A 20167-nucleotide genomic window follows, 5' to 3' on the forward strand; every position below is an offset into this window, starting at 1 on the left:
AAAGGTAGTAGCGCTAATTCAGAGGCGCGGCGCGTCAGCCTGCTTTCACCGGTCTTTCTGTTTTGTTTCATCCGTCCTGCTTGGTCGTCCTGCTCATTGTCGCCACGCCTGTGCAGTGGGTCCCGCCTTCAACGTAGCGTTTTCGAGGAACGGAATTCCATGCTCTATCCGTCGAAAGCCGATTGCATCGCCATCCTTTCCGCCGCCAGCGACATGCCGGACACGCAAGCGCTGCTCACGCTCGATCATCGGCTTCTGGGCCTGTCGCGTAATGCCATGGAAACCGCCGCCGCCTTTCTCACCGAGCGCGGCTGCTTCAGCCGCTACACCTTCGGCGTGAGCGGTGTGGCGGTGGGTGCGCTGTCGCTGCAAGGGCGGCTGCGACTGGACCGGCTCGCCAACGGCTGAGCCGCTGTTCCTGGCACGTTTGCGCCGGGCTTTTCCCACTGCGAACACCTCTGACGCGAATGCGCGGCGCGAGCCGTGCATTCGCGTTCGCGCGTCCGTCGCAGGGGGAAAGGCGTGCGCGCCGCGGTGCTCAGAAATGCATCGAGCCCATGCCGAACAGGCCGATCAGCCCGATGACGATCAGATAAATCGCGACAATGAAATTCAGCAGTCGCGGCATGATGAGAATCAGGATCCCGGCGATCAGCGAAACCAGCGGTCCCAGTGCGAGATGAACGGTCATGGCGGCAACTCCTGTTGTTGGTTCGAATCGGTTGGCCCGTCGTGCGTGGTGTATCTTGGACTCGACACTGTCTTCATGAAGTCCCGAACCCGTCATGCGCCTTGCGTGCCTTCGGTGCCTTCGGCGAGCTTTGGAGCAGAACTTGCTCCCGCACGTCGTCGGCCACGCGAGGCCCGCGCAGGCGACGGTCGCGCATCGCCCCTGAACAACACGCAGCAAAAAGACGATGAGGAGGTTTCATGCATTCGAGCCCATTCGGCGGCGTCACCACGTTCCCCCGCACCTTGCAAGACGCGCGCCTGACGCGCCGGAAGCCGGTGGCCTGGGTGCGCGGGATCGCGCTGATGCTGTCGCTGGCGGCAGCGCAGAGCTTCGCGCAAACGTCCGCCGCGCCGGCCTCGACGAGCAGTGCGGCGGACGGCGCCGCGGGCAATGCGGCCGGCTCGCAGGTCTTCGATCTGCTCATCGGCACCTATACGGCCGGCGGCAAGAGCGAAGGCATCTACGTCTACCGTTTCGACACGGCCAACGGCGAGCTGTCGCGCATTGCGTCGGCGCAGACGGTAAATCCGTCGTATCTCGTCGTGAGCCGCGACCGGAATTACGTGTACGCCGTGAACGAATTGCCCGGCGACAACGGCCCCGCCTCGCAGCGCGGCGGCATCAGCGCGTTTCGCTTCGATCGCGCGAGCGGACAGTTGAGCTTTCTCAACCGGGTCTCGTCGGAAGGCAACGATCCCTGCTATCTCGCGATCTCGCCCGACGGCAAGTATCTGCTGACCGCCAACTACTCGGTCGCGTCGAATCCGGGCGGCAGCTTCGCGGTGTTCCCGCTGGCCGCCGACGGCCGCGTCGGCACGTCCGTCCTGACCGTGCATCACGAGGGCGCCGGTCCGGTGAAGGGTCGTCAGGACAACTCGCACGTCCACTCGACGGTGTTCTCGCCTGACGGCAAGTATCTGTTCGCGCAGGATCTGGGCGTCGACAAGGTGTTTTCCTACCGCTACACGCCGGACCCGGCCGCGAGCAGCCGCGGCCTGTTCGGCCCGACCGAGGCGCGCTACACGCCGATCACGCCAGGCTCCGGCCCGCGCCATCTGGTGTTCGACGCCAGCGGCCGGCACGGCTATCTGACGACGGAGCTGAGCGCGTCCGTGCTGGTGTTCGATTACCGCGACGGCAAGCTCACGCAGACGCAAAGCGTGCCGATGTTCGCGTCGGGCTTCCGGGGCAAGATTGGCGGCGGGGCGCTGCATCTCTCGCCGGACGGACGCTTCCTGTACGCGACCAACCGCGGCGACGCGAACGAACTGGTCGCATTCTCGGTCGATCCGTCGAACGGCCAGCTGAAGCTGCTGCACCGTTATCCGACGCTCGGCAAGACGCCGCGCGAATTCGCGATCGATCCGACCGGGCGCTGGCTCGTCGTCGGCAATCAGGAAAGCGACAGCGTCTACTTTTACCGGCGCGATCCGCAGACGGGCGAGCTTGCATCGGATCCGAAGCAGCTGTCGATCGGCTCACCGGTCGACTTCAAGTTCGTTTCGCCTTCCTGAACGCGGGTGGTCAACGGGCCGCCGTTGCTACGACGATGAAGCGCAGCCTCCTCATGCTGTTCACGGCGCTTGCGCTGAGCGCGCCGCTCGGGGCGCATGCGGCCGATGGCAAGTGCGACTACCAGCGCGACTGGATGGCGTCGGCGTGCGAGCGGGTGACGCGCGTCGCGCGCGACGGCACCTGGGATCTCTACGTGACGGGCTATGGCTGGCACATCGACGGCTTCGACAACCGCAAGGAACTGAATCCGTGGTCGTACGGCGGCGGCCTGGGCAAGCACTGGACCGGCGCCGACGGCAACGAGGACATCCTGTTCGCCTTCGCGTTCTCGGATTCGCATCACAACGTCGAGCCGATCGGCGGTTACGCGCGCCAGTGGTACACGAAGCCGGTGCTGGGCGGTCTGCAGGCGGGCGGGGGATTCTTCGTCGGCGTGACGGCGCGCAGCGACGTGGCGCACTACGCGCCACTGCCGCTCGCCTTGCCGGTGGGTTCGGTGCGTTACCGGCGCGCGTCCGTCATTGCGACGATCATCCCGCGCATCCCGGGCCTCAACGACGGCGACGTCGCGTTCTTCTGGGGACGCTACGAGTTCTAGTACGATGCGACGCACCGCCGTTCTTCGGCTCTTATGCAGCGAAAGCCTCGGTTGATGCAGACGCAAGGCAACAGCAGGGAAAGCACTTTGAATACGACCAGACCGATCGAAGCGCGCGAACGCGCGACGGACTCTCACCACCCCGGCGATAAACGCGACGCCTCGGCGCCGCCGGGTTTCATCACGGCATTTCGCTTTACCGGCGGCCAGGCGCTGCGGCTGACCTGGGACGAGGCGCGTGCGTCGATCGTCGGCGAGAACATGACGTGGCTGCATCTGTCCGCCAACGACGACACGGTCGAAGGCTGGCTCGAAGGCGTCGCGTCGATGCCGGATGTGGCGAGGGAATTCCTGAACGGCGAGGACAAGCGTCCGCGCGTGCATATCGGCACGAACTTCATGTATGGGGTCGTGGCGGATCTCGAACTCGTCGCGAAGACGGCCAATGCAGCCGCGCCCGACGCGCGCGAAGCGAACCGCGCGACCGGCGCGCTGCGTTTCTATGTCGACCGGCACCGGATGATCACGGTGCGCGCGCGGCCGCTGCAATCCACCGACCGCCTGCGTCACGCGCTGCTCGAAGGCACGACCTTCCGCGATCCGGTGGATCTCTTCGCGGGCCTGATTCGCGCGCTGAACGACACCTTCGCGGATCGCATCGACGAACTCGGCGACTGTCTCGACGATGTCGAGGAAACCGTGCTCGAAGGCGGGCATTCACGCTGCCGCGCGCTGCTGGGCGATGTACGGCGCCGCATCGTGGAGGTGAAGCGCTTCATCGATCCGGAGCGCAATGCGCTGACCCAGCTCGTGCTGCGCCGGCTCGAATGGGCCGAGCCGCGTTCGATGGAAGCGCTGGTGCAGGCAATCCAGGTGCTCAATGGTCTGGGCGGCGGGCTCGAAGGACTTTATGAGCGCGCCAAGCTGCTGCAGGACGAGATCGCGGCGGCGCTCTCCGAGGACATCAACCGCAAGCTGCTGTGGCTGGCGATCATGTCGGCCTTGCTGTTGCCGGCGACGCTCGTGACCGGCATTTTCGGCATGAACGTGGCGGGGCTGCCGGGCACGAAGGACCCGGCGTCGTTCTGGGTGGTCGTGGGCGTGATGACGGCGTGCGCCGCCGTCACGATCTTCCTGCTGCGCCGCCTGCGGCTCTGGTGAGGTCCGGGCCTGCGCCCGGACGCCGGCCTTATTCGCCCGGTCCGGGCGGCGCGAGCACTTCGCGGTTGCCGTTGCTGCCCATCGGCGAGACCAGGCCGGCGCTTTCCATCTGCTCGACCAGCCGCGCCGCGCGGTTATAGCCGATGCGCAACTGCCGCTGCACCGACGAGATCGACGCGCGCCGCGTCCGCACGACGAAGGCCACGGCTTCGTCGTAGAGCGGATCGGCTTCGGCGTCCGGCGTGTCGCCGAACAGGTCCTGGGTGCCGCCTTCCGCTGTCGGACCCGACAGGATGCCTTCCTCGTATTCCGGCTCGCCGAACTGCTTCAGATGCTCGACCACGCGGTGCACCTCGTCGTCGGCGACGAACGCGCCGTGCACGCGCTGCGGATAGCCGGTGCCGGGCGGCAGGAACAGCATGTCGCCGGCGCCCAGCAGCGATTCCGCGCCCATCTGGTCGAGAATCGTGCGCGAATCGATCTTCGATGACACCTGGAACGCCACGCGCGTCGGGATGTTTGCCTTGATGAGGCCGGTGATGACGTCGACGGACGGACGCTGGGTGGCGAGAATCAGGTGGATGCCGGCCGCGCGCGCCTTCTGCGCGAGCCGCGCGATCAGCTGCTCGATCTGCTTGCCGGCGACCATCATCAGGTCGGCCAGTTCGTCGATGATGACGACGATGAGCGGCAGCGTCGAGAGCGGCTCGGGCGCGTCGGGCGTGAGCGAGAACGGGTTCGAGAGCTTCTTGCCGGCAGCTTCGGTGTTGCGGATCTTCTGGTTGAAGCCCTGCAAATTGCGCACGCCGACCGCCGACATCAGGCGATAGCGCTTCTCCATCTCGCCGACACACCAGTTGAGCGCGTTCGACGCGAGCTTCATGTCGGTCACGACAGGCGCGAGCAGATGCGGAATGCCTTCGTAGACCGAGAGCTCGAGCATCTTCGGGTCGATCATGATGAGGCGCACGTCCTCGGGCTTCGCCTTGTAGAGCAGCGAGAGGATCATCGCGTTGACCGCGACCGACTTGCCCGAGCCGGTCGTGCCCGCGACCAGCATGTGCGGCGCCTTCGCGAGATCCGTGACCACCGGATTGCCGACGATGTCCTTGCCCATCGCGATGGTCAGGTTCGACTTCGACGTGCGATAGACGTCGTCGCGCAGGATCTCCGAGAGGCGGATCATCTGGCGCTTCGGATTGGGCAATTCGAGGCCCATGCAGGTCTTGCCCGGAATCGTCTCGACGACGCGGATCGACGTGAGGCCGAGGCCGCGCGACAGATCCTTCATCAGGCCGACGATCTGGCTGCCGCGCACGCCGAGCGCCGGCTCGACCTCGAAGCGCGTGATCACCGGTCCGGCCGATGCGCCGACCACCGTCACCGGCACCTTGAACTCCTGCAGGCGTTGCTCGATCAACTGGCCGGTGTCGAGCAGACGCTCCTCGGACACGGGCTCGCTTTCGTCGGCGGCGGGCTCGAGCAGGTCGAGACCGGGCAATTCGACGGGCGACGCATGAGGTGCGTGGAATTCGAACTCGGTCGAGGTGAAGCCGCGCACGGGCGCGCGGGGTTCGGCGGGGGAGGGCGGTACAGCCGGCGTCGGGGCCGGTGTGGCTGTTGTCGTGATCGGAAAGCGCACGACGTTCGAGCGCGACGCCCATTCGTCGCCGGCCACCTGGCGTCGATCCGCGTCTTGCTCGTCTTCCAGCGCTTCCTCAGCGGGTGCTTCGAGCATGTGCAGGCGCGGCGGCGCGGGCGGCTCGACGCTGTCGGCCACGGTTTCGGGCAGGTCCAGCCACGGCGGCGTCTGGTCGGCGTCGCGCAGGGCTTCGTCGAGCGGCGTCACGGCAGGAGACGGCTCGCTGATTTCAGGCAGCGGCGGTTCAGGCGGGAGGGCGGCTTCCGGCGCGGGCTCCATGGCAGGTGCGTCGATTTCGGGGTCGGGCGGCGCGGGCGGCATGACGGGCAGCGCCGACGCCAACGGCTCAGGCACGCGCATCTCGAACCAGGGCGCAGGCTCGACGAGCGCTGGGGCGATCAGGTGCGCGTCGATCAGCGGCGTGTCGGCCAATTCGTGGCTTTCGCGATGGATGTGCGGCTCGGCGATCGCTGTCTGCTCGACATCAGGCTTGCTCGACTCGTGCGGCGCCGGCTCGGTCTGCGCGGGCAAGGTTTCTTCACTCGCCGGCTGGCTCGATCTCGCCATGGCCACGTGTCCGCGCGCGAGGCTCGCGCCGGCCAGCGAGGTCCACAAGGCCGTTTTCTCCTCGATGGAACGCAGCGTCGCCTGAATCGATTCGGGCGCGGGCGGAGGACCGGCCGGTGCGGGTGGCGTCGGCGGGCGGGAAAAGGCGGGCGCGGCCAGCGGGGCAGGTGTGAATTCGCGCGCGACGGGTGCCGCGCCTGGATTCAACGGAGCGCGTCTGACGCCGGGGGATGCAGGCTGCGAACCCGTGACCGGGCCGCGTGCAGCGATGCGCGAGCCTGCAGCGGCGGGCGCGTGCGCTGTGGCGAATGCGCTCACCGAACTCACCGAGCTCGCCGCGGCCGAAGTGCGCGGTGCAGGCATCGACGTGGGGGCTCCGCGCGGGCGGTTCATGCCCGGATTCACGCCCGGGTTGATGGGAGCGGGCTTCGGGCTGGCGGGCGCGTCGGCGGCGATGGATGCCCGCAGGCCCGAACCCGATGCCGCGAACGCCGAAGCCTGCCGCGCCGGATAAGGCGAACGGCCGTCGCGGGCGGCGACGGACGACGGCGCACCGGGCTTCAGCCAGCCCGCGGGCGCGACAGGTTCGCTCGGTTGCGGACGGAGCGCGGCGTCGGCGGTGTCGAGGCCTGCGCGCGGCGTGCGGGCTTCCGCTGCGCCGTTCGGGTGCCGCGTGGCGCTTTTGCCCACGGCGGGCGGGCGCCATGGCGTCGGCCGCTGGTAGCGGCTGCCGCGTCTGGCCGTAGGCAGGCCGAGCGTCGGTTCGTCGGGCGCGACGCGCGAGGTGGGCGCGTCGGAGCGCTCGGCACGGACGCTGCGCTCCTGGACCTCGCGCGGGGCGCGCGCGGCGCGGGCCTGTGCACGGCGCTCGAACCAGCCGGCCGACTTGTCGCGGGCCGATTGCGTCGATTGACCGCGGCTTTCCCGGAGCCGCGCCTCGGCCGGACGCTCGCGGGGCGTGAGCCAGCTTTGCGGCAGGCCGAAGCCGAAGGCCTCGTCGGCCCAGGCGAGCACGCTACGCCAGCTGAACTCGACCAGCCACGGCAGGAAGATGGCGAGGACCAGCGCGGCCAGCGCGCCCGCGCCGGACGGATGCGCCAGGTCGCTCAGGGCCGATGCGAGCGCGCGCCCGCATCGATTGATGTTCAACTGCGTCTCGAGCGAACGAGCCAGCGTTCCTTCGAGGATGCTGCTTGAAAGCAGTACGGCGATGAAGCCGAGCCAGAGGCGGATCGTGCCGGGGCCGCGGCGCGCGGCGCCGCCTGGCAACGCCAGCCTGACGAGGCGCCAGAGCAGGAAGCCGAACCAGATGACCGATGCACCGAACCAGCCGAGAACTACCATGTGCATGCCTGAGATTGAACCGATGTTGAATGAGACAGGGGGTGCTGCCCGGCCGGGTGTGTTGCACGAGGAGGCCGGGCGGTTGGAGCGAGCAGTTTAACGGGTGGCGCGTCTGCCCATGTGCCTGCAAGTGCGCCTGCCGCGAGCACGCAACACATGCGTACATGGGTTCGCCATGTTCGCTGTGCGCATGCCGGGTTCATTTGGCGCGCGGCGCGAAGACGAGCACCTGTCCGTCCTCCAGCGTGAGTTGCAGCGACTGCGGCGGATTCATCTGCACGCCGCTTTTCGCAACATGCGCGAGGCCGTCCAGATAGGGCTGCTCGAGCGCGGCGCCCGTGCCGCCCGGGCAGGCCATGCGTGTGCCCGCCAGCGGACCGAAGCTGAGCTTGCCGTCCTTCAGATCGTACGTGCCGGCAAAGCGGTTGCAGCCCGCGAAGCCGCTCGCGCGCCTGCGGCCGCTGGCGGTCGAGAAGTCGAGCGTGAGGGGCTGGCCGGAACTGGCACTGGCGGCATCCGTTTGAGCGGTTCCCTGGGCCTCGCCCGGGACCGCGCGGGTCTGGCCGTTCGCATCGGTCCAGCGGGTCAGTTGCCATTGGGTGTCATCGAGCAACTGCGTAGCGGCGGGATTGTACGGGTCCGTGGGCGGTGCGCTCGCGTCCGAATGTTTCGGGATCGCGCAGCCGGCAACCAGGCTCGCGACGACCAACGCGGCGCCCGCTCCGGCGGCCGTGCGCGTGATCCGCGAGAGAAAACGGGACGATGGGCGCGCAGTGGACGCGCGAAAGAGGGACGTGGGCATCGATGATCCTGGAGCAGGCGAAACCGTAAGCGTATCGCACTCGTCCTACGATTTGTCCAGCGACAAAGCGCAACAAGCGGCAACAAGCAGCAAGTGAATTGTCGCCGCATGATTGCGACGGTCAGGGAATTCAATCGTGCCGATGCAGGTCAACAGGCGAAATGCCGAGATCGCCGACGAACTTTCGGTTCTGTCCGCTGGCCAAACGGACGAGTCTCGCGGCGCGGACGCTGCGTGTTAACATCGCGCCCAATCAGATCCGGCCCATTCCGCGGATCCCGCCGCCGCAGCACGTTCAGCATTCAACACTTCACGTTTCATTCCGGAGCACGTCATGTCCATCGTTTCACCCCGCACAGCCGCGAGCGGCCCGCAAGCAGCCAACACGGGCGCAGCGCGCATCGGCACGCCGCTTTCGGCGCATGCCACGCGCGTCATGCTGCTGGGCGCGGGCGAGCTCGGCAAGGAAGTGATCATCGCGTTGCAGCGGCTGGGCGTGGAGGTGATCGCCGTGGACCGTTATGCGAACGCGCCGGGTCATCAGGTCGCGCATCGCGCCCATGTGATCGACATGACCGATGCCGCCGCGCTGCAAGCGCTGATCGAGCAGGAACAGCCGCATCTGATCGTGCCGGAGATCGAGGCCATTGCCACGGACGCGCTCGCGGCCATCGAGGCGGCGGGCCAGGTCACGGTGATCCCGACCGCGCGCGCCACGCAGCTCACGATGAATCGCGAGGGGATTCGCCGGCTCGCCGCCGAAACGCTCGGCCTGCCCACTTCGCCCTACGCGTTCGCCAACTCGCTCGACGAACTGAAGGCCGCGATCGGCCGGATCGGTTTTCCGTGCGTGGTGAAGCCGGTGATGTCGTCGTCGGGCAAGGGGCAGTCGGTGCTCAGGAGCGAGGCCGACGTCCAGCCCGCATGGCAGTACGCGCTGGCGGGCGGGCGCGTGAATCACGGGCGCGTGATCGTCGAAGGGTTTGTCGATTTCGAATACGAGATCACGCTGCTGACGGTGCGCGCGGCGGACCCTGCCAGCGGCGCCACGCAGACGTATTTCTGCGAGCCGGTCGGTCACGTGCAGGTGGCGGGCGACTATGTCGAGTCCTGGCAGCCGCAGGCCATGAGCCCGGTCGCGCTGGAACGCGCGCGCGAGGTGGCGGCGCAGGTGACGACGGCGCTCGGCGGGCGCGGGCTGTTCGGCGTCGAGCTGTTCGTGCGCGGCGACGACGTGTGGTTCTCGGAAGTCAGCCCGCGGCCGCACGACACGGGGCTCGTGACGCTGGCCACGCAACGCTTTTCGGAGTTCGAACTGCACGCGCGGGCCATCCTCGGCTTGCCCGTCGATACGGCTCTGCGCACGCCCGGCGCGTCGGCTGTGATCTATGGCGGGCTGGACGAGGCGGGCATCGCGTTCGAGGGCGTCGCCGAGGCGCTCGCGGTGCCGGGTGCGGACCTGCGCCTGTTCGGCAAGCCGGAGAGCTTCGTGAAGCGCCGCATGGGCGTCGCGCTGGCGACGGGCGCTGACACCACCGAAGCGCGCGCACGCGCGCGCGAGGCGGCGTCGAAGGTGCGGCCGGTGAAGGTTGAATGAATGCGCGGCTGATCGGGCCGGCGGGAGCAGACAAGTGAAAGCAAGCATGCTGGCCGCGCTGATCGCGGCCACCCTGGGTCTCTCGGGATGCGGACTGGCGGCCGCGCCGTGCCGGATCGCCTCGGCGGGACTGAAGATCGTGCCGGTGGTGGGGCATGTCGCGGCGGCGCCCACCGACGCCTGCGCCGACGTCATCGATCCCTGACGGCGGGCATCTGCCGGATGCACACGGAAGCCACCGCGCCGACTCGAAAACGAACCCGAAACGAACCATGAAGACACTTCCCGCATTCGCCATTGCCATGGTGCTCGGAGCGCTGGGCGCCCAGGCCGCGCAGGCCATGCCGCTGACCGTGCCGCAGATTCAGACGGCAACGACGCAAAACGCGCGCTATGACTGCAAGGACGGCAAGACCGTTTCCGTGCAGTACACCAACGCGCGGAACCATCAGAGCTTCGCGGCGCTGACCGTCGACGGGCGCAAGCTGCTGTTCGTCGGTGTCGTCGCGGGATCGGGCGCGAAGTACGTCGCTGACCAGTACACGTGGTGGACCAAGGGTCCCCAGGCCAACCTCTACGACGAGCTGGCCGCGAAAGACTCGCCGCCGCTGCTGGCCGATTGCGTCGAGCGCAAGTAGTCAGGGCGGGAACCATCGCATCGGAACCTGCCCGGGCGCAAGGCAGGCTGCGCACCGCTGCGGGCGGCCCCGCCGATGCGGCCGGAGCGCTTGTGCAGGCGGTGCTACAATGTGCGGCTTTACGGCCTCGGTAAGCGCGCGGTCGGTTAGTCCCGGTGTGGCGGCGCCGCTTGCGGCCACGCCCTCGAAGGCAGGCGCCGGCAGCCAACCGAGCGTGGCCATAGTCCACCGCTGAAATGAAATGGCTGGCCGGCCTGCAGCGGAACGGCACATTCACCCGCTGCACGGCGTCCGGCAGGCCGGCAACGCTTCTCCGTCCGGCGGCGACGCTGCCATGGAAACGTCACGGAAAGCGTGTTCCATCGACGCAAGTCTGCAAGCCGCAGATTCGCAATTGAACAGGGCGACCCGGGCTCGCTCACGAACGCAGTGCCCGGCATCACGCGCCCGCGCGCGTCCGACGCGCCGCGAACGCACCGAAACACATCCGCGCAGGAAACCGACTGGACCGAATGCCACCGAAGCCAACGGTCGCGCCAGATCGACCGGTTCCTTGCGCCTTCCGCATCGAGCGGATTTTTAGCGATAGCCAATATAGTCACCATGTCCGATTCCGTCGCCACGAACCCGTCCACCGCCGAGGCCGCCGCGCCTTCGTTCGACCAGTTCGGTTTGTCCGCCGACATCCTGAAAGCGGTGCGCGAGTCCGGCTACACCACGCCGACGCCCATCCAGGCCCAGGCCATCCCGGTCGTGCTCGCCGGCCGCGACGTCATGGGCGCCGCCCAGACCGGCACCGGCAAGACCGCCAGCTTTTCGCTGCCCATCATTCAACGGCTGTTGCCGAACGCCAATACCAGCGCGTCGCCGGCGCGCCATCCCGTGCGCGCGCTGATGCTCACGCCGACGCGCGAACTCGCCGACCAGGTCGCCGCCAACGTGCAGACCTACTCGAAGCACACGCCGTTGCGCAGCACGGTGGTGTTCGGCGGCGTCGACATGAATCCGCAGTCGGACGCGCTGCGCCGCGGCGTCGAGATCCTGATCGCAACGCCGGGGCGTCTGCTCGATCACGTCCAGCAGAAGACGGTGAATCTCGGCCAGGTGCAGATGCTCGTGCTCGACGAAGCCGACCGCATGCTCGACATGGGCTTCCTGCCGGACCTGCAGCGCATCCTGAACCTGCTGCCGAAGGAGCGCCAGACCTTGCTGTTCTCGGCCACCTTCTCGGGTGAGATCAAGAAGCTGGCGTCGACCTATCTGCGCAACCCGCAGACCATCGAGGTCGCGCGCAGCAACTCGACGAACGCGAACGTGCGGCAGATCGTCTACGAGGTCCACGAGAGCGACAAGTCGAGCGCGGTCGCGCAACTGATCCGCGAACGGGAACTCAAGCAGGTCATCGTGTTCTGCAACAGCAAGATCGGCGCGAGCCGTCTGGCTCGCGTGCTGGAACGCGACGGCATTGTCGCCACGGCGATTCACGGCGACCGCTCGCAGAGCGAGCGCATGCAGGCGCTCGACGCGTTCAAGCGCGGCGAAGTCGAGGCGCTGGTCGCGACCGACGTGGCCGCGCGCGGGCTCGACATCGCCGAGCTGCCCGCCGTCATCAATTTCGACCTGCCGTTCAATGCGGAAGACTATGTGCACCGCATCGGCCGCACGGGGCGCGCGGGCGCATCGGGCGACGCGCTTTCGCTGTGCAGCGCCAACGAGCGCAAGCAACTGGCGGACATCGAGAAGCTGATCAAGCGTCCGCTCGAAGTCGAGCCGCTGGAAGTGAAGATGCCCGCACGTCGTGACGGGTCGGGTTCGTCTTCGCCGCGTCGTGAAGAGCGCTTCGGCCGTGCGGAACGGGGCGAGCGCAGCGAGCATCGGCACGCGCCGCGCGAAGACGGTGCGCGCCGTCGCGGGCCGGCCGGGCATGATCGTCCGCGCGGCCGCCAGCAGCCGGTCGACGAGTTCTTCCTGAAGCCTTACGAGCCGTCGCCGTCGGCGATCAAACGTCAGGACGAAACGGTCGAGCCCGAGCGCAAGAGCGCACCGAAGCAGCCGCTCGCGGCCTTGCTCGGCGGGCTGGGAATGCCGCGCAAGACGTCGTGATGTCCTGATTGCATTGCTGAGTGAATGAACAAGGCAGCCCGCGCGGCTGCCTTTTTCTATTGCGCGTCGGGCCCGTAGCGTTTCGCCCATGCGCTGGTCGCCGCGCTGTAGAAGGCGTCGAGCGTATCCGCCGACACCTCGATGCCCAGATGCCGCGCGGCCTCGCTCAGCGCACCGAGCGGCGCATGGTGATCGAGCGGCGCCGCGCCCGTCTGCTTGCTGAGCTTTTCGCCGCTCGCGCTGTTGACCACCGGCACATGCAGATAGTCCGGAGTCGGCACGCCGAGACACCGTTGCAGATAGATCTGCCGCGCGGTGGAGTCGAGCAGATCGGCGCCGCGCACGACATGCGTGATGCGGGCCTCGGCATCGTCGACGACGACCGCCAGCTGATACGCCCACAGTCCGTCCGCGCGCCGCAACGCGAAATCGCCGACTTCGGTCGCGAGATCCTGGGTCTGCGGACCCTGCCAGCGATCAACGAAACGGATGCGCGCCGCATCGCCGTCCGGCACGCGCAGGCGCCATGCGCGCGCGGGCTTGCCATGCAGACCGTCGCGGCACGTGCCGGGATAGGCGAGCGTCGCGTGGCGTTCATGAGCCTGCACGAGCGAATCCGCGATTTCGCGCCGCGTGCAGCCGCACGGATAGACGAGCCCGGTTGCCTGCAAGCGCTCGAAGGCAGCCTGATACGCGGCGTCGCGTGTGCTTTGCCAGACCGGCGGTGCATCGGCATGCATGCCGAAATGCGCGAGCGTCGCGAGAATCTCGTCGGCGGCGCCGGCGACGGTGCGCGGGGCATCGACGTCCTCGATCCGCACGATCCAGCTGCCGCCGTGCGCGCGCGCATCCAGGAAGCTCGCAAGCGCGCTCACGAGCGAGCCGGCATGCAGCGGACCGGTCGGCGAGGGCGCGAAGCGGCCGCGGTAGGTCATCGGGCCGCTCAGGCTGCCTGACTGTTACCGGTCTTTGCGTCCGGATGACACGCGGGACAGGTCTTGCCCGGCGTGTAGTACGGCGACTTCTGCGCCTCCGCCGGCACCACCGCGCGGCAGCCGAAGCACTGCGCGGTGGCGGTCGGCTCGAGATCGGGATTGAGCGCGGTGCGGTAGTCGAACACGAAGCACTCGCCCGTGTAGTGCGCGCCGCCGACTTCCTCGAAGTATTTGAGAATGCCGCCTTCGAGCTGATACACGTGATCGATGCCCACTTCCTTCATGTGGATCGCGGCCTTCTCGCAGCGAATGCCGCCCGTGCAGAAGGACACGACCGTCTTGCCTTCGAGATCCGCGCGGTTCTGTTCGATGACTTCCGGAAACTCGCTGAATTTCGTGATGCGGTAATCGAGCGCGTGTTCGAAGGTGCCGACATCGACCTCGAACGCATTGCGCGTGTCGAGCATCACGACCGGGCGGCCCGTGTCGTCGTGACCGCGGTCGAGCCAGACTTTCAGCGTGGTGGCATCGACGGAAGGCGCGCGGCCGAGTTCCGGCTTGATGGCGGGCTTCTTCATCGTGATGATTTCACGCTTGAGCTTGACCAGCATGCGGCGGAACGGCTGCTTTTCCGAGAGACTTTCCTTGAACTGCAGGTCGGCGAAACGGCCGCCGAAGAGCGCGTCGCCGCGCAGGTAATCGATGAAGGCGCGTACTTCGGCAACCGGCCCGGCAATGAAAAGATTGATGCCCTCCGGCGCCAGCAGGATCGTGCCCTTGAGCCCGAGCGCGTTGCAGCGTTCGGTGACGAGCGGCCGCCAGGCCGGGCCGTCTTCGATAGTGACGAATTTATAGGCGGAGAGGTTCAGGATGCTCATGATCGGACGACGCGCGAAACGGCTGTAACGGGTAAAAAGTGCGGCCGGAAGCAGCCGCGCAAAGGCCGTATTATCTCGCAAACGGCGCGCGTGTTCGTCGCGCGCCGAAAGGCCCGTCCGGCCGTTCCGCCAAGGCTTGCGATTGCGCAAGCTGGTCGCGTGGCCAGGGCCTTGTCCGTTCGGCCAGCGCGCCCGCCCGCCGGTTCGCGCGAACGACCCGCATGTACAATACCGCCATGTCAGATCCCCGCTTCGTTCATCTCCGCGTCCACTCCGAATTCTCGATTGCCGACGGCATCGTGCGGCTGGACGACGTCGTCAAAGCTGCCGCAAAAGACGGTCAGGGCGCGCTCGCGCTGACCGACCTCGGCAACGCCTTCGGGCTCGTGCGTTTCTACAAGGAAGCGCGTGGCAAGGGTGTCAAGCCCATCGCCGGTTGCGACGTCTGGATCACCAATCCCGCCGACCGCGACAAGCCAGCGCGCCTGCTCCTGCTCGTGCGCGACAAGCAGGGCTATCTCAACCTGTGCGAGCTGTTGAGCCGCGCATGGCTGACGAACCAGTATCGCGGCCGCGCCGAGGTGCTGACCGAGTGGCTCGAAGAGGGGCTCGCCGAAGGTCTGCTGGCGCTGTCCGGCGCGCAGACGGGCGATATCGGCATGGCGTTCGCGGCCGGCAATGCGGCCAGCGCGCAACGTCACGCGGAACGCTGGGCGAAACTGTTCCCGGATGCGTTCTATATCGAATTGCAGCGCGCCGGCCAGCCGGGCGAGCAGGCGTATATCCAGGAAGCGGTCAGGCTCGCGGCCAAGCTGCGCCTGCCGGTGGTCGCCACGCATCCGATGCAGTTCATGACGCCCGACGACTTCACCGCGCACGAAGCGCGCGTGTGCATTTCGGAAGGCGACATCCTGGCCAATCCGCGCCGGCAAAAGCGCTTCACGCAGGACCAGTTTTTCCGCACGCAGGACGAGATGTGCGCGCTGTTCGCGGACATTCCTTCCGCGCTCGCGAATACGGTCGAGATCGCGCGGCGCTGCAATCTCACGCTCGAACTCGGCAAGCCGAAGCTGCCGCTGTTCCCGACGCCGGACGGCATGTCGCTGGACGACTACCTCGTGCAGTTGTCGAAGGAGGGGCTCGAAGTCCGTCTGGAACAGCTGTATCCGGATACCGCCGAACGCGACGCGCAGCGCGAGACCTATTACGCGCGCCTCGACTTCGAATGCGGCACGATCATCAAGATGGGCTTTCCGGGCTACTTCCTGATCGTCGCCGACTTCATCATGTGGGCCAAGAACAATGGCGTGCCGGTCGGTCCGGGCCGCGGTTCGGGCGCCGGCTCGCTGGTCGCGTATGCACTCGGCATCACGGACCTGGACCCGCTGCGCTACAACCTGCTGTTCGAGCGCTTCCTGAATCCGGAACGCGTGTCGATGCCCGACTTCGACATCGACTTCTGCCAGGAAGGCCGCGACCGCGTCATCCAGTACGTGAAGGGCAAGTACGGCGCGGATGCCGTCTCGCAGATCGCCACCTTCGGCACCATGGCCGCGAAGGCCGCGGTGCGCGACATCGGCCGGGTGCTCGATCTCGGCTACATGTTCACCGACGGCGTCGCGAAGCTGATCCCGTTCAAGCCGGGCAAGCACGTGACCATCGCAGACGCGATGAAGGAAGAGCCCACGCTCCAGGAACGCTTCGACGCCGAAGACGAAGTGCACCAGCTGCTCGAACTCGCGCAGCGCGTGGAAGGGCTGACGCGCAACGTCGGCATGCACGCGGGCGGCGTGCTGATCGCGCCGGGCAAGCTTACCGACTTCTGCCCGCTCTATACGCAGGGCGAGGACGGCGGCGTCGTCAGCCAGTATGACAAGGACGACGTGGAAGCAGTCGGCCTCGTCAAGTTCGACTTTCTGGGCCTGACCACGCTCACCATCCTGGACTGGGCCGAGCGCTACATCCGCCGTCTGGATCCTTCGAAGCAGGACTGGAATCTCGCGCAGGTGCCGCTCGACGATCCCGCTTCGTTCTCCATCCTGAAGAAGGCCAACACGGTCGCCGTGTTCCAGCTGGAAAGCCGCGGCATGCAGGGCATGCTGAAGGACGCGCAGCCGGACCGCTTCGAGGACATCATCGCGCTGGTGGCGCTGTACCGTCCGGGCCCGATGGACCTGATCCCCAGCTTCTGCGCGCGCAAACACGGGCGCGAGATCGTCGAGTATCCGGACCCGCGCGTCGAGCCTGTCCTGAAAGAGACCTACGGCATCATGGTCTACCAGGAGCAGGTGATGCAGATGGCGCAGATCATCGGCGGCTACTCGCTCGGCGGCGCGGACTTGCTGCGTCGCGCGATGGGCAAGAAGAAGGCCGAGGAGATGGCGCAGCATCGCGAGATCTTCGCGGAAGGCGCGGCCAAGAACGGTCTCGCGCGCGCCAAGTCCGACGAGATCTTCGACTTGATGGAGAAGTTCGCGGGCTACGGCTTCAACAAGTCGCACGCGGCGGCCTATGCGCTGCTCGCCTATTACACGGCGTGGCTCAAGGCGCATCATCCGGCGGAATTCATGGCGGCCAACATGTCGCTCGCCATGGACGACACCGACAAGGTCAAGATCCTCTTCGAGGACTGCGCGACCAACGGCCTCAAGGTGCTGCCGCCGGACATCAACCAGTCGGCGTACCGCTTCGAGCCGGTCGCGGAAGCCAATGGCGCGCGCTCGAAGACCATCCGCTATGGTCTCGGCGCGATCAAGGGCAGCGGGCAGAACGCCATCGAGGAAATCCTGCGTGCGCGCGCGGACGGGCCGTTCACCGACCTGTTCGACTTCTGCGAGCGCATCGACCGCCGCGTGGTGAACCGCCGCACGGTGGAAGCGCTGATCCGTTCGGGCGCGTTCGACACCATGCACGCGAACCGCGCGCAACTGCTCGCCTCCGTGCCGATGGCAATGGAAGCCGCGGATCAGGCGGCCGCCAATGCCATGCAAGCCGGACTCTTCGACATGGGCGACGCGCCGCTCGCGAAGCACGAGTATGTCGAGGAAGCGGAGTGGTCGGACAAGAAGCGCCTGCAGGAAGAAAAGACCGCGCTCGGCTTCTATCTGTCGGGTCACCTGTTCGACGCCTACAAGGGCGAAGTGCGGCGCTTCGTGCGCCAGAAGGTCGGCGAGTTGAAGGAAGGCCGCGACAAGCTGATCGCAGGCGTGATCTCGTCGATGCGCACGCAGATGACCCAGCGCGGCAAGATGCTGATCGTCAACCTCGACGACGGCAGCGGCCAGTGTGAAGTCACCGTCTTCAACGAACAGTTCGAGGCGAACAAGGCGCTGTTCAAGGAAGACGAGTTGCTCGTCGTGCAGGGCATGGCGCGCAACGACGCCTTTACGGGCGGCATCCGCTTCACCGTCGATACCGCGATGGATCTGGAGCGCGCGCGCAGCCGCTATGCGCAGTCCGTGAAGGTCGAGATGAACGGCAACGCGGATTCGTTGCGCCTGCGCCGAGTGCTCGAAGCGCATGCGGCGGGCGCGCAGAGCGAGGCGCCGCCTGTGCGCGAGAACGGCCGTGAGAATGGCCGCGACGGCGGGCGCTCGCGGCAGCCTGCACCGATACCGAACGGTCTGAACGTGAGCGTCGTGTATCGCAGCGAACATGCGGAAGGCGAAGTGCGTCTGGGCGACGCCTGGCGCGTCAAGCCTACCGACGAGCTGATCCTGGCGCTGCGCGGCGAGTTCGCGGGCAGCGCGATCGAGATCGTCTACTGATGCGGCTCGGCATTTCGGCGAATGCGCTGAAGCATTCAGGCGGTCTCGAACGCTACGCGATGGACCTCGTGCGCGGCCTCGCCGCCGCTGGCTTCGACGGCCGCGACAAGCCTGCCTTCTTCGCACGCAAGATCGACACTGCGCTGCCGGAGAGCAAGCTGGTCGAGGCGCATCGCATCAAGGTGTCGTTCCTGCCGGGCAAGTTGCGCGACGCGTATTTCTCGTGGGCGTTGAAGCGTGCCCGCAAGAAAGCAAAGGTGGACGTGCTGATCGGCTGCAATCGCGTCGAGGGATCGGAGATCGCGATTTGCGGCGGCACGCATATCGGCTTCCTGCGCGCCACCGGACGGCGCGAGAAAGCGTCGGACACGCGGCAGATCGCGCTGGAACGCCGGCAATACGCGCAGGCCGAGGTGATCGTGGCCCATTCGGACATGATGGCCGACGAACTGCGCACGCTCTATCACATCGATTCCGCGAAGATCCGCGTGCTGTATCCGCCGGTGGATCGCGCGCGTTTTGCTCCGGTGGATGCCGCCACGCGCGCGCGTCTGCGCGAACAGTTCGGCTTCAAGGAAGGCGAGACGGTGCTGCTGTTTCCGTCGAGCAGTCACGAGCGCAAGGGCCTGCCGCTGATCGAACAGGCGCTGGCCGGCATGAACGTCGTGGTGGCCGTCGCGGGCCGCGCGCCGGACTCGCCCGCCGCGAACGTGCGCTATATCGGGTACGTGAAGAACATCGAGGATGCCTACCGCGCCGCGGATTTCACCATCCTCGCGTCGAGCTATGAGCCGTTCGGGCTGGTCGGCATCGAATCGGTCATGTGCGGGACGCCGGTGATCTTCCCGGCGTGCATCGGCTGCTGCGACGCCATCGCGGACCACGCCAGGCACGTGTTCCAGTCCGGCGACGCGGACGATCTGCGCCGCACGGTTCAAACCGCTCTCGCGTCACGCCGCCCCGGCGAACGCGTGGGCGTCGACGCCGTGCGCTACGACGCCGAAGTGGCCTCGCATGTCGGCGCGCTGGTCGAGCCGGCGCGCGGCATCGCCGGGAAACGGCGCTGAACCTGACGCCGGGCTTCAGCGGAACTCGTTCATGTGCGCGAGCTTCAGGAACCGGTAATACACCGTCTGCGCATTGAAGAGCGCGATCATGAAGCCCGTGCGGCCGTCGAGAAAACCGCGCCGCAGTACATAGGTCCGCACGAACGCCCACGCCCCGCGCGCCAGCGCAACGCCGAAGCTGCCGCGTTTGCCGGCCGCGTGGCGCTGCTCGGCGCCGGCGGTCGAATACGCGTCGAGCTTGCGCAGCACCGCTTCGAAATCTTCGTAGGAGTAGTGCATCAACCGGCCGGAGAGGCGCACCACGGGCTTGCTCGTCGAGAGCACAAGCCGTTCGTGGACCAGGTCCGGCGAAAAGCGCGCGGTGCCGCGCCGGAACAGCCGCGGGATCCAGTCAGGATACCAGCCACTGTGCTTCACCCACACGCCGCAGAAACTCGACAGCCGGTCCACCGCGTAGACATCCGCCTGCGGATCCGTGATGGCCGCGCGAACCGCGGCGGCGAGTTCGGGCGTCACGATCTCGTCGGCGTCGATGGACAGCACCCAGTCTGTTGCGAGGGCATCAAGCGCGCGGTTTTTCTGTGGGCCGAAGCCGGGCCAGTCGCGCGCGACGATCACGCGCGCCCGATGCGCCTCGGCGATGCCCACGGTGGCGTCGCTGCTGCCGCCGTCCACGACGACGATCTCGTCGGCGAAGGAGACGGCCTGCAGGCACTGAGCGAGCCGGGCGGCGGCATTGTGCGTGATGATGGCGATGCCGAGCGTCGGAGGGTTCATGGGGCTATAAAGGGGCGGCGCGCGCCGGGAGAAGCGGTTGAGA

At 67.2% G+C, this 20167-nt stretch carries 16 protein-coding genes; 10 read left to right on the forward strand and 6 right to left on the reverse strand.

Going from position 1 to position 20167, the window contains the following annotated elements; genetic code table 11:
- The first annotated feature begins 159 nt into the window (after positions 1 to 159).
- Positions 160 to 408 (forward strand): hypothetical protein, encoded by a 249-nt coding sequence (locus QCE69_RS04120; protein ID WP_309929554.1) that lies wholly within the window; start codon positions 160 to 162, stop codon positions 406 to 408.
- Between the two features lie 130 nt (positions 409 to 538).
- On the opposite strand, the gene QCE69_RS04125 is transcribed toward QCE69_RS04120, so the two are convergent.
- On the reverse strand, positions 539 to 691 hold the full coding sequence (locus QCE69_RS04125; protein WP_309914805.1) for a DUF3096 domain-containing protein: 153 nt from the start codon (positions 689 to 691) through the stop codon (positions 539 to 541).
- 239 nt (positions 692 to 930) lie between these two features.
- Here QCE69_RS04125 and QCE69_RS04130 point away from each other — a divergent pair, with 239 nt between their 5' ends.
- From QCE69_RS04130 to QCE69_RS04140, 3 genes are all read left to right on the forward strand, one after another.
- The gene (locus tag QCE69_RS04130; RefSeq protein ID WP_309929555.1) at positions 931 to 2247 is read left to right on the forward strand and encodes a lactonase family protein; all 1317 of its coding nucleotides are present in this window, start codon (positions 931 to 933) and stop codon (positions 2245 to 2247) included.
- Between the two features lie 35 nt (positions 2248 to 2282).
- Entirely contained in the window at positions 2283 to 2846 is a 564-nt protein-coding gene (locus tag QCE69_RS04135) for an antimicrobial peptide resistance and lipid A acylation PagP (RefSeq protein WP_309929556.1), read from the forward strand.
- Positions 2847 to 2933: 87 nt separating this feature from the next.
- A complete protein-coding gene (locus QCE69_RS04140) occupies positions 2934 to 4007 on the forward strand; it encodes a transporter (RefSeq protein WP_309929558.1) in 1074 nt (357 codons plus the stop codon).
- 28 nt (positions 4008 to 4035) lie between these two features.
- Here the strand turns inward: QCE69_RS04140 and QCE69_RS04145 are convergent, their stop codons facing one another.
- Both QCE69_RS04145 and QCE69_RS04150 read right to left on the reverse strand, forming a co-directional pair.
- Positions 4036 to 7560, reverse strand: a complete 3525-nt coding sequence (locus QCE69_RS04145; protein WP_409021163.1) for a DNA translocase FtsK — start codon at positions 7558 to 7560, stop codon at positions 4036 to 4038.
- A 199-nt stretch (positions 7561 to 7759) separates the two neighbouring features.
- Positions 7760 to 8362 carry an META domain-containing protein gene (locus QCE69_RS04150; RefSeq protein ID WP_309914817.1) on the reverse strand — a complete coding sequence of 201 codons (603 nt, stop codon included), beginning with the start codon at positions 8360 to 8362 and terminating at the stop codon, positions 7760 to 7762.
- Positions 8363 to 8696: 334 nt separating this feature from the next.
- Here QCE69_RS04150 and purT point away from each other — a divergent pair, with 334 nt between their 5' ends.
- The 4 genes from purT to QCE69_RS04170 all read left to right on the forward strand — a co-directional run bounded on the left by purT (position 8697) and on the right by QCE69_RS04170 (position 12700).
- Positions 8697 to 9959 carry a formate-dependent phosphoribosylglycinamide formyltransferase gene (gene purT / locus QCE69_RS04155; RefSeq protein ID WP_309914820.1) on the forward strand — a complete coding sequence of 421 codons (1263 nt, stop codon included), beginning with the start codon at positions 8697 to 8699 and terminating at the stop codon, positions 9957 to 9959.
- Between the two features lie 46 nt (positions 9960 to 10005).
- The gene (locus QCE69_RS04160) at positions 10006 to 10164 is read left to right on the forward strand and encodes a DUF6726 family protein (protein ID WP_309919615.1); all 159 of its coding nucleotides are present in this window, start codon (positions 10006 to 10008) and stop codon (positions 10162 to 10164) included.
- Positions 10165 to 10231: 67 nt separating this feature from the next.
- Positions 10232 to 10597: an MliC family protein gene (locus QCE69_RS04165; RefSeq protein ID WP_309914822.1), complete on the forward strand. Its 366-nt coding sequence runs from the start codon at positions 10232 to 10234 to the stop codon at positions 10595 to 10597.
- A 603-nt stretch (positions 10598 to 11200) separates the two neighbouring features.
- Positions 11201 to 12700, forward strand: coding sequence for a DEAD/DEAH box helicase (locus QCE69_RS04170; protein WP_309929562.1), 1500 nt, complete (start codon positions 11201 to 11203; stop codon positions 12698 to 12700).
- Between the two features lie 56 nt (positions 12701 to 12756).
- Here QCE69_RS04170 and gluQRS read toward each other — a convergent pair whose 3' ends face one another.
- Both gluQRS and QCE69_RS04180 read right to left on the reverse strand, forming a co-directional pair.
- Positions 12757 to 13635 carry a tRNA glutamyl-Q(34) synthetase GluQRS gene (gene gluQRS / locus QCE69_RS04175; protein WP_309929565.1) on the reverse strand — a complete coding sequence of 293 codons (879 nt, stop codon included), beginning with the start codon at positions 13633 to 13635 and terminating at the stop codon, positions 12757 to 12759.
- An 8-nt stretch (positions 13636 to 13643) separates the two neighbouring features.
- Positions 13644 to 14513 carry a sulfurtransferase gene (locus tag QCE69_RS04180; RefSeq protein WP_309929567.1) on the reverse strand — a complete coding sequence of 290 codons (870 nt, stop codon included), beginning with the start codon at positions 14511 to 14513 and terminating at the stop codon, positions 13644 to 13646.
- Positions 14514 to 14749: 236 nt separating this feature from the next.
- Here QCE69_RS04180 and dnaE point away from each other — a divergent pair, with 236 nt between their 5' ends.
- Both dnaE and QCE69_RS04190 read left to right on the forward strand, forming a co-directional pair.
- Positions 14750 to 18280 carry a DNA polymerase III subunit alpha gene (dnaE, locus tag QCE69_RS04185; protein WP_309929568.1) on the forward strand — a complete coding sequence of 1177 codons (3531 nt, stop codon included), beginning with the start codon at positions 14750 to 14752 and terminating at the stop codon, positions 18278 to 18280.
- Positions 18280 to 19347: a glycosyltransferase family 4 protein gene (locus QCE69_RS04190; protein ID WP_309929570.1), complete on the forward strand. Its 1068-nt coding sequence runs from the start codon at positions 18280 to 18282 to the stop codon at positions 19345 to 19347. The genes dnaE and QCE69_RS04190 overlap by 1 nt, the downstream gene beginning before the upstream one ends.
- A gap of 15 nt (positions 19348 to 19362) precedes the next feature.
- On the opposite strand, the gene QCE69_RS04195 is transcribed toward QCE69_RS04190, so the two are convergent.
- Entirely contained in the window at positions 19363 to 20124 is a 762-nt protein-coding gene (locus tag QCE69_RS04195) for a glycosyltransferase family 2 protein (RefSeq protein WP_309914839.1), read from the reverse strand.
- Between the last annotated feature and the right edge of the window lie 43 nt (positions 20125 to 20167).

Source organism: Caballeronia sp. LZ032, assembly GCF_031451315.1.
GTDB lineage: Bacteria > Pseudomonadota > Gammaproteobacteria > Burkholderiales > Burkholderiaceae > Caballeronia.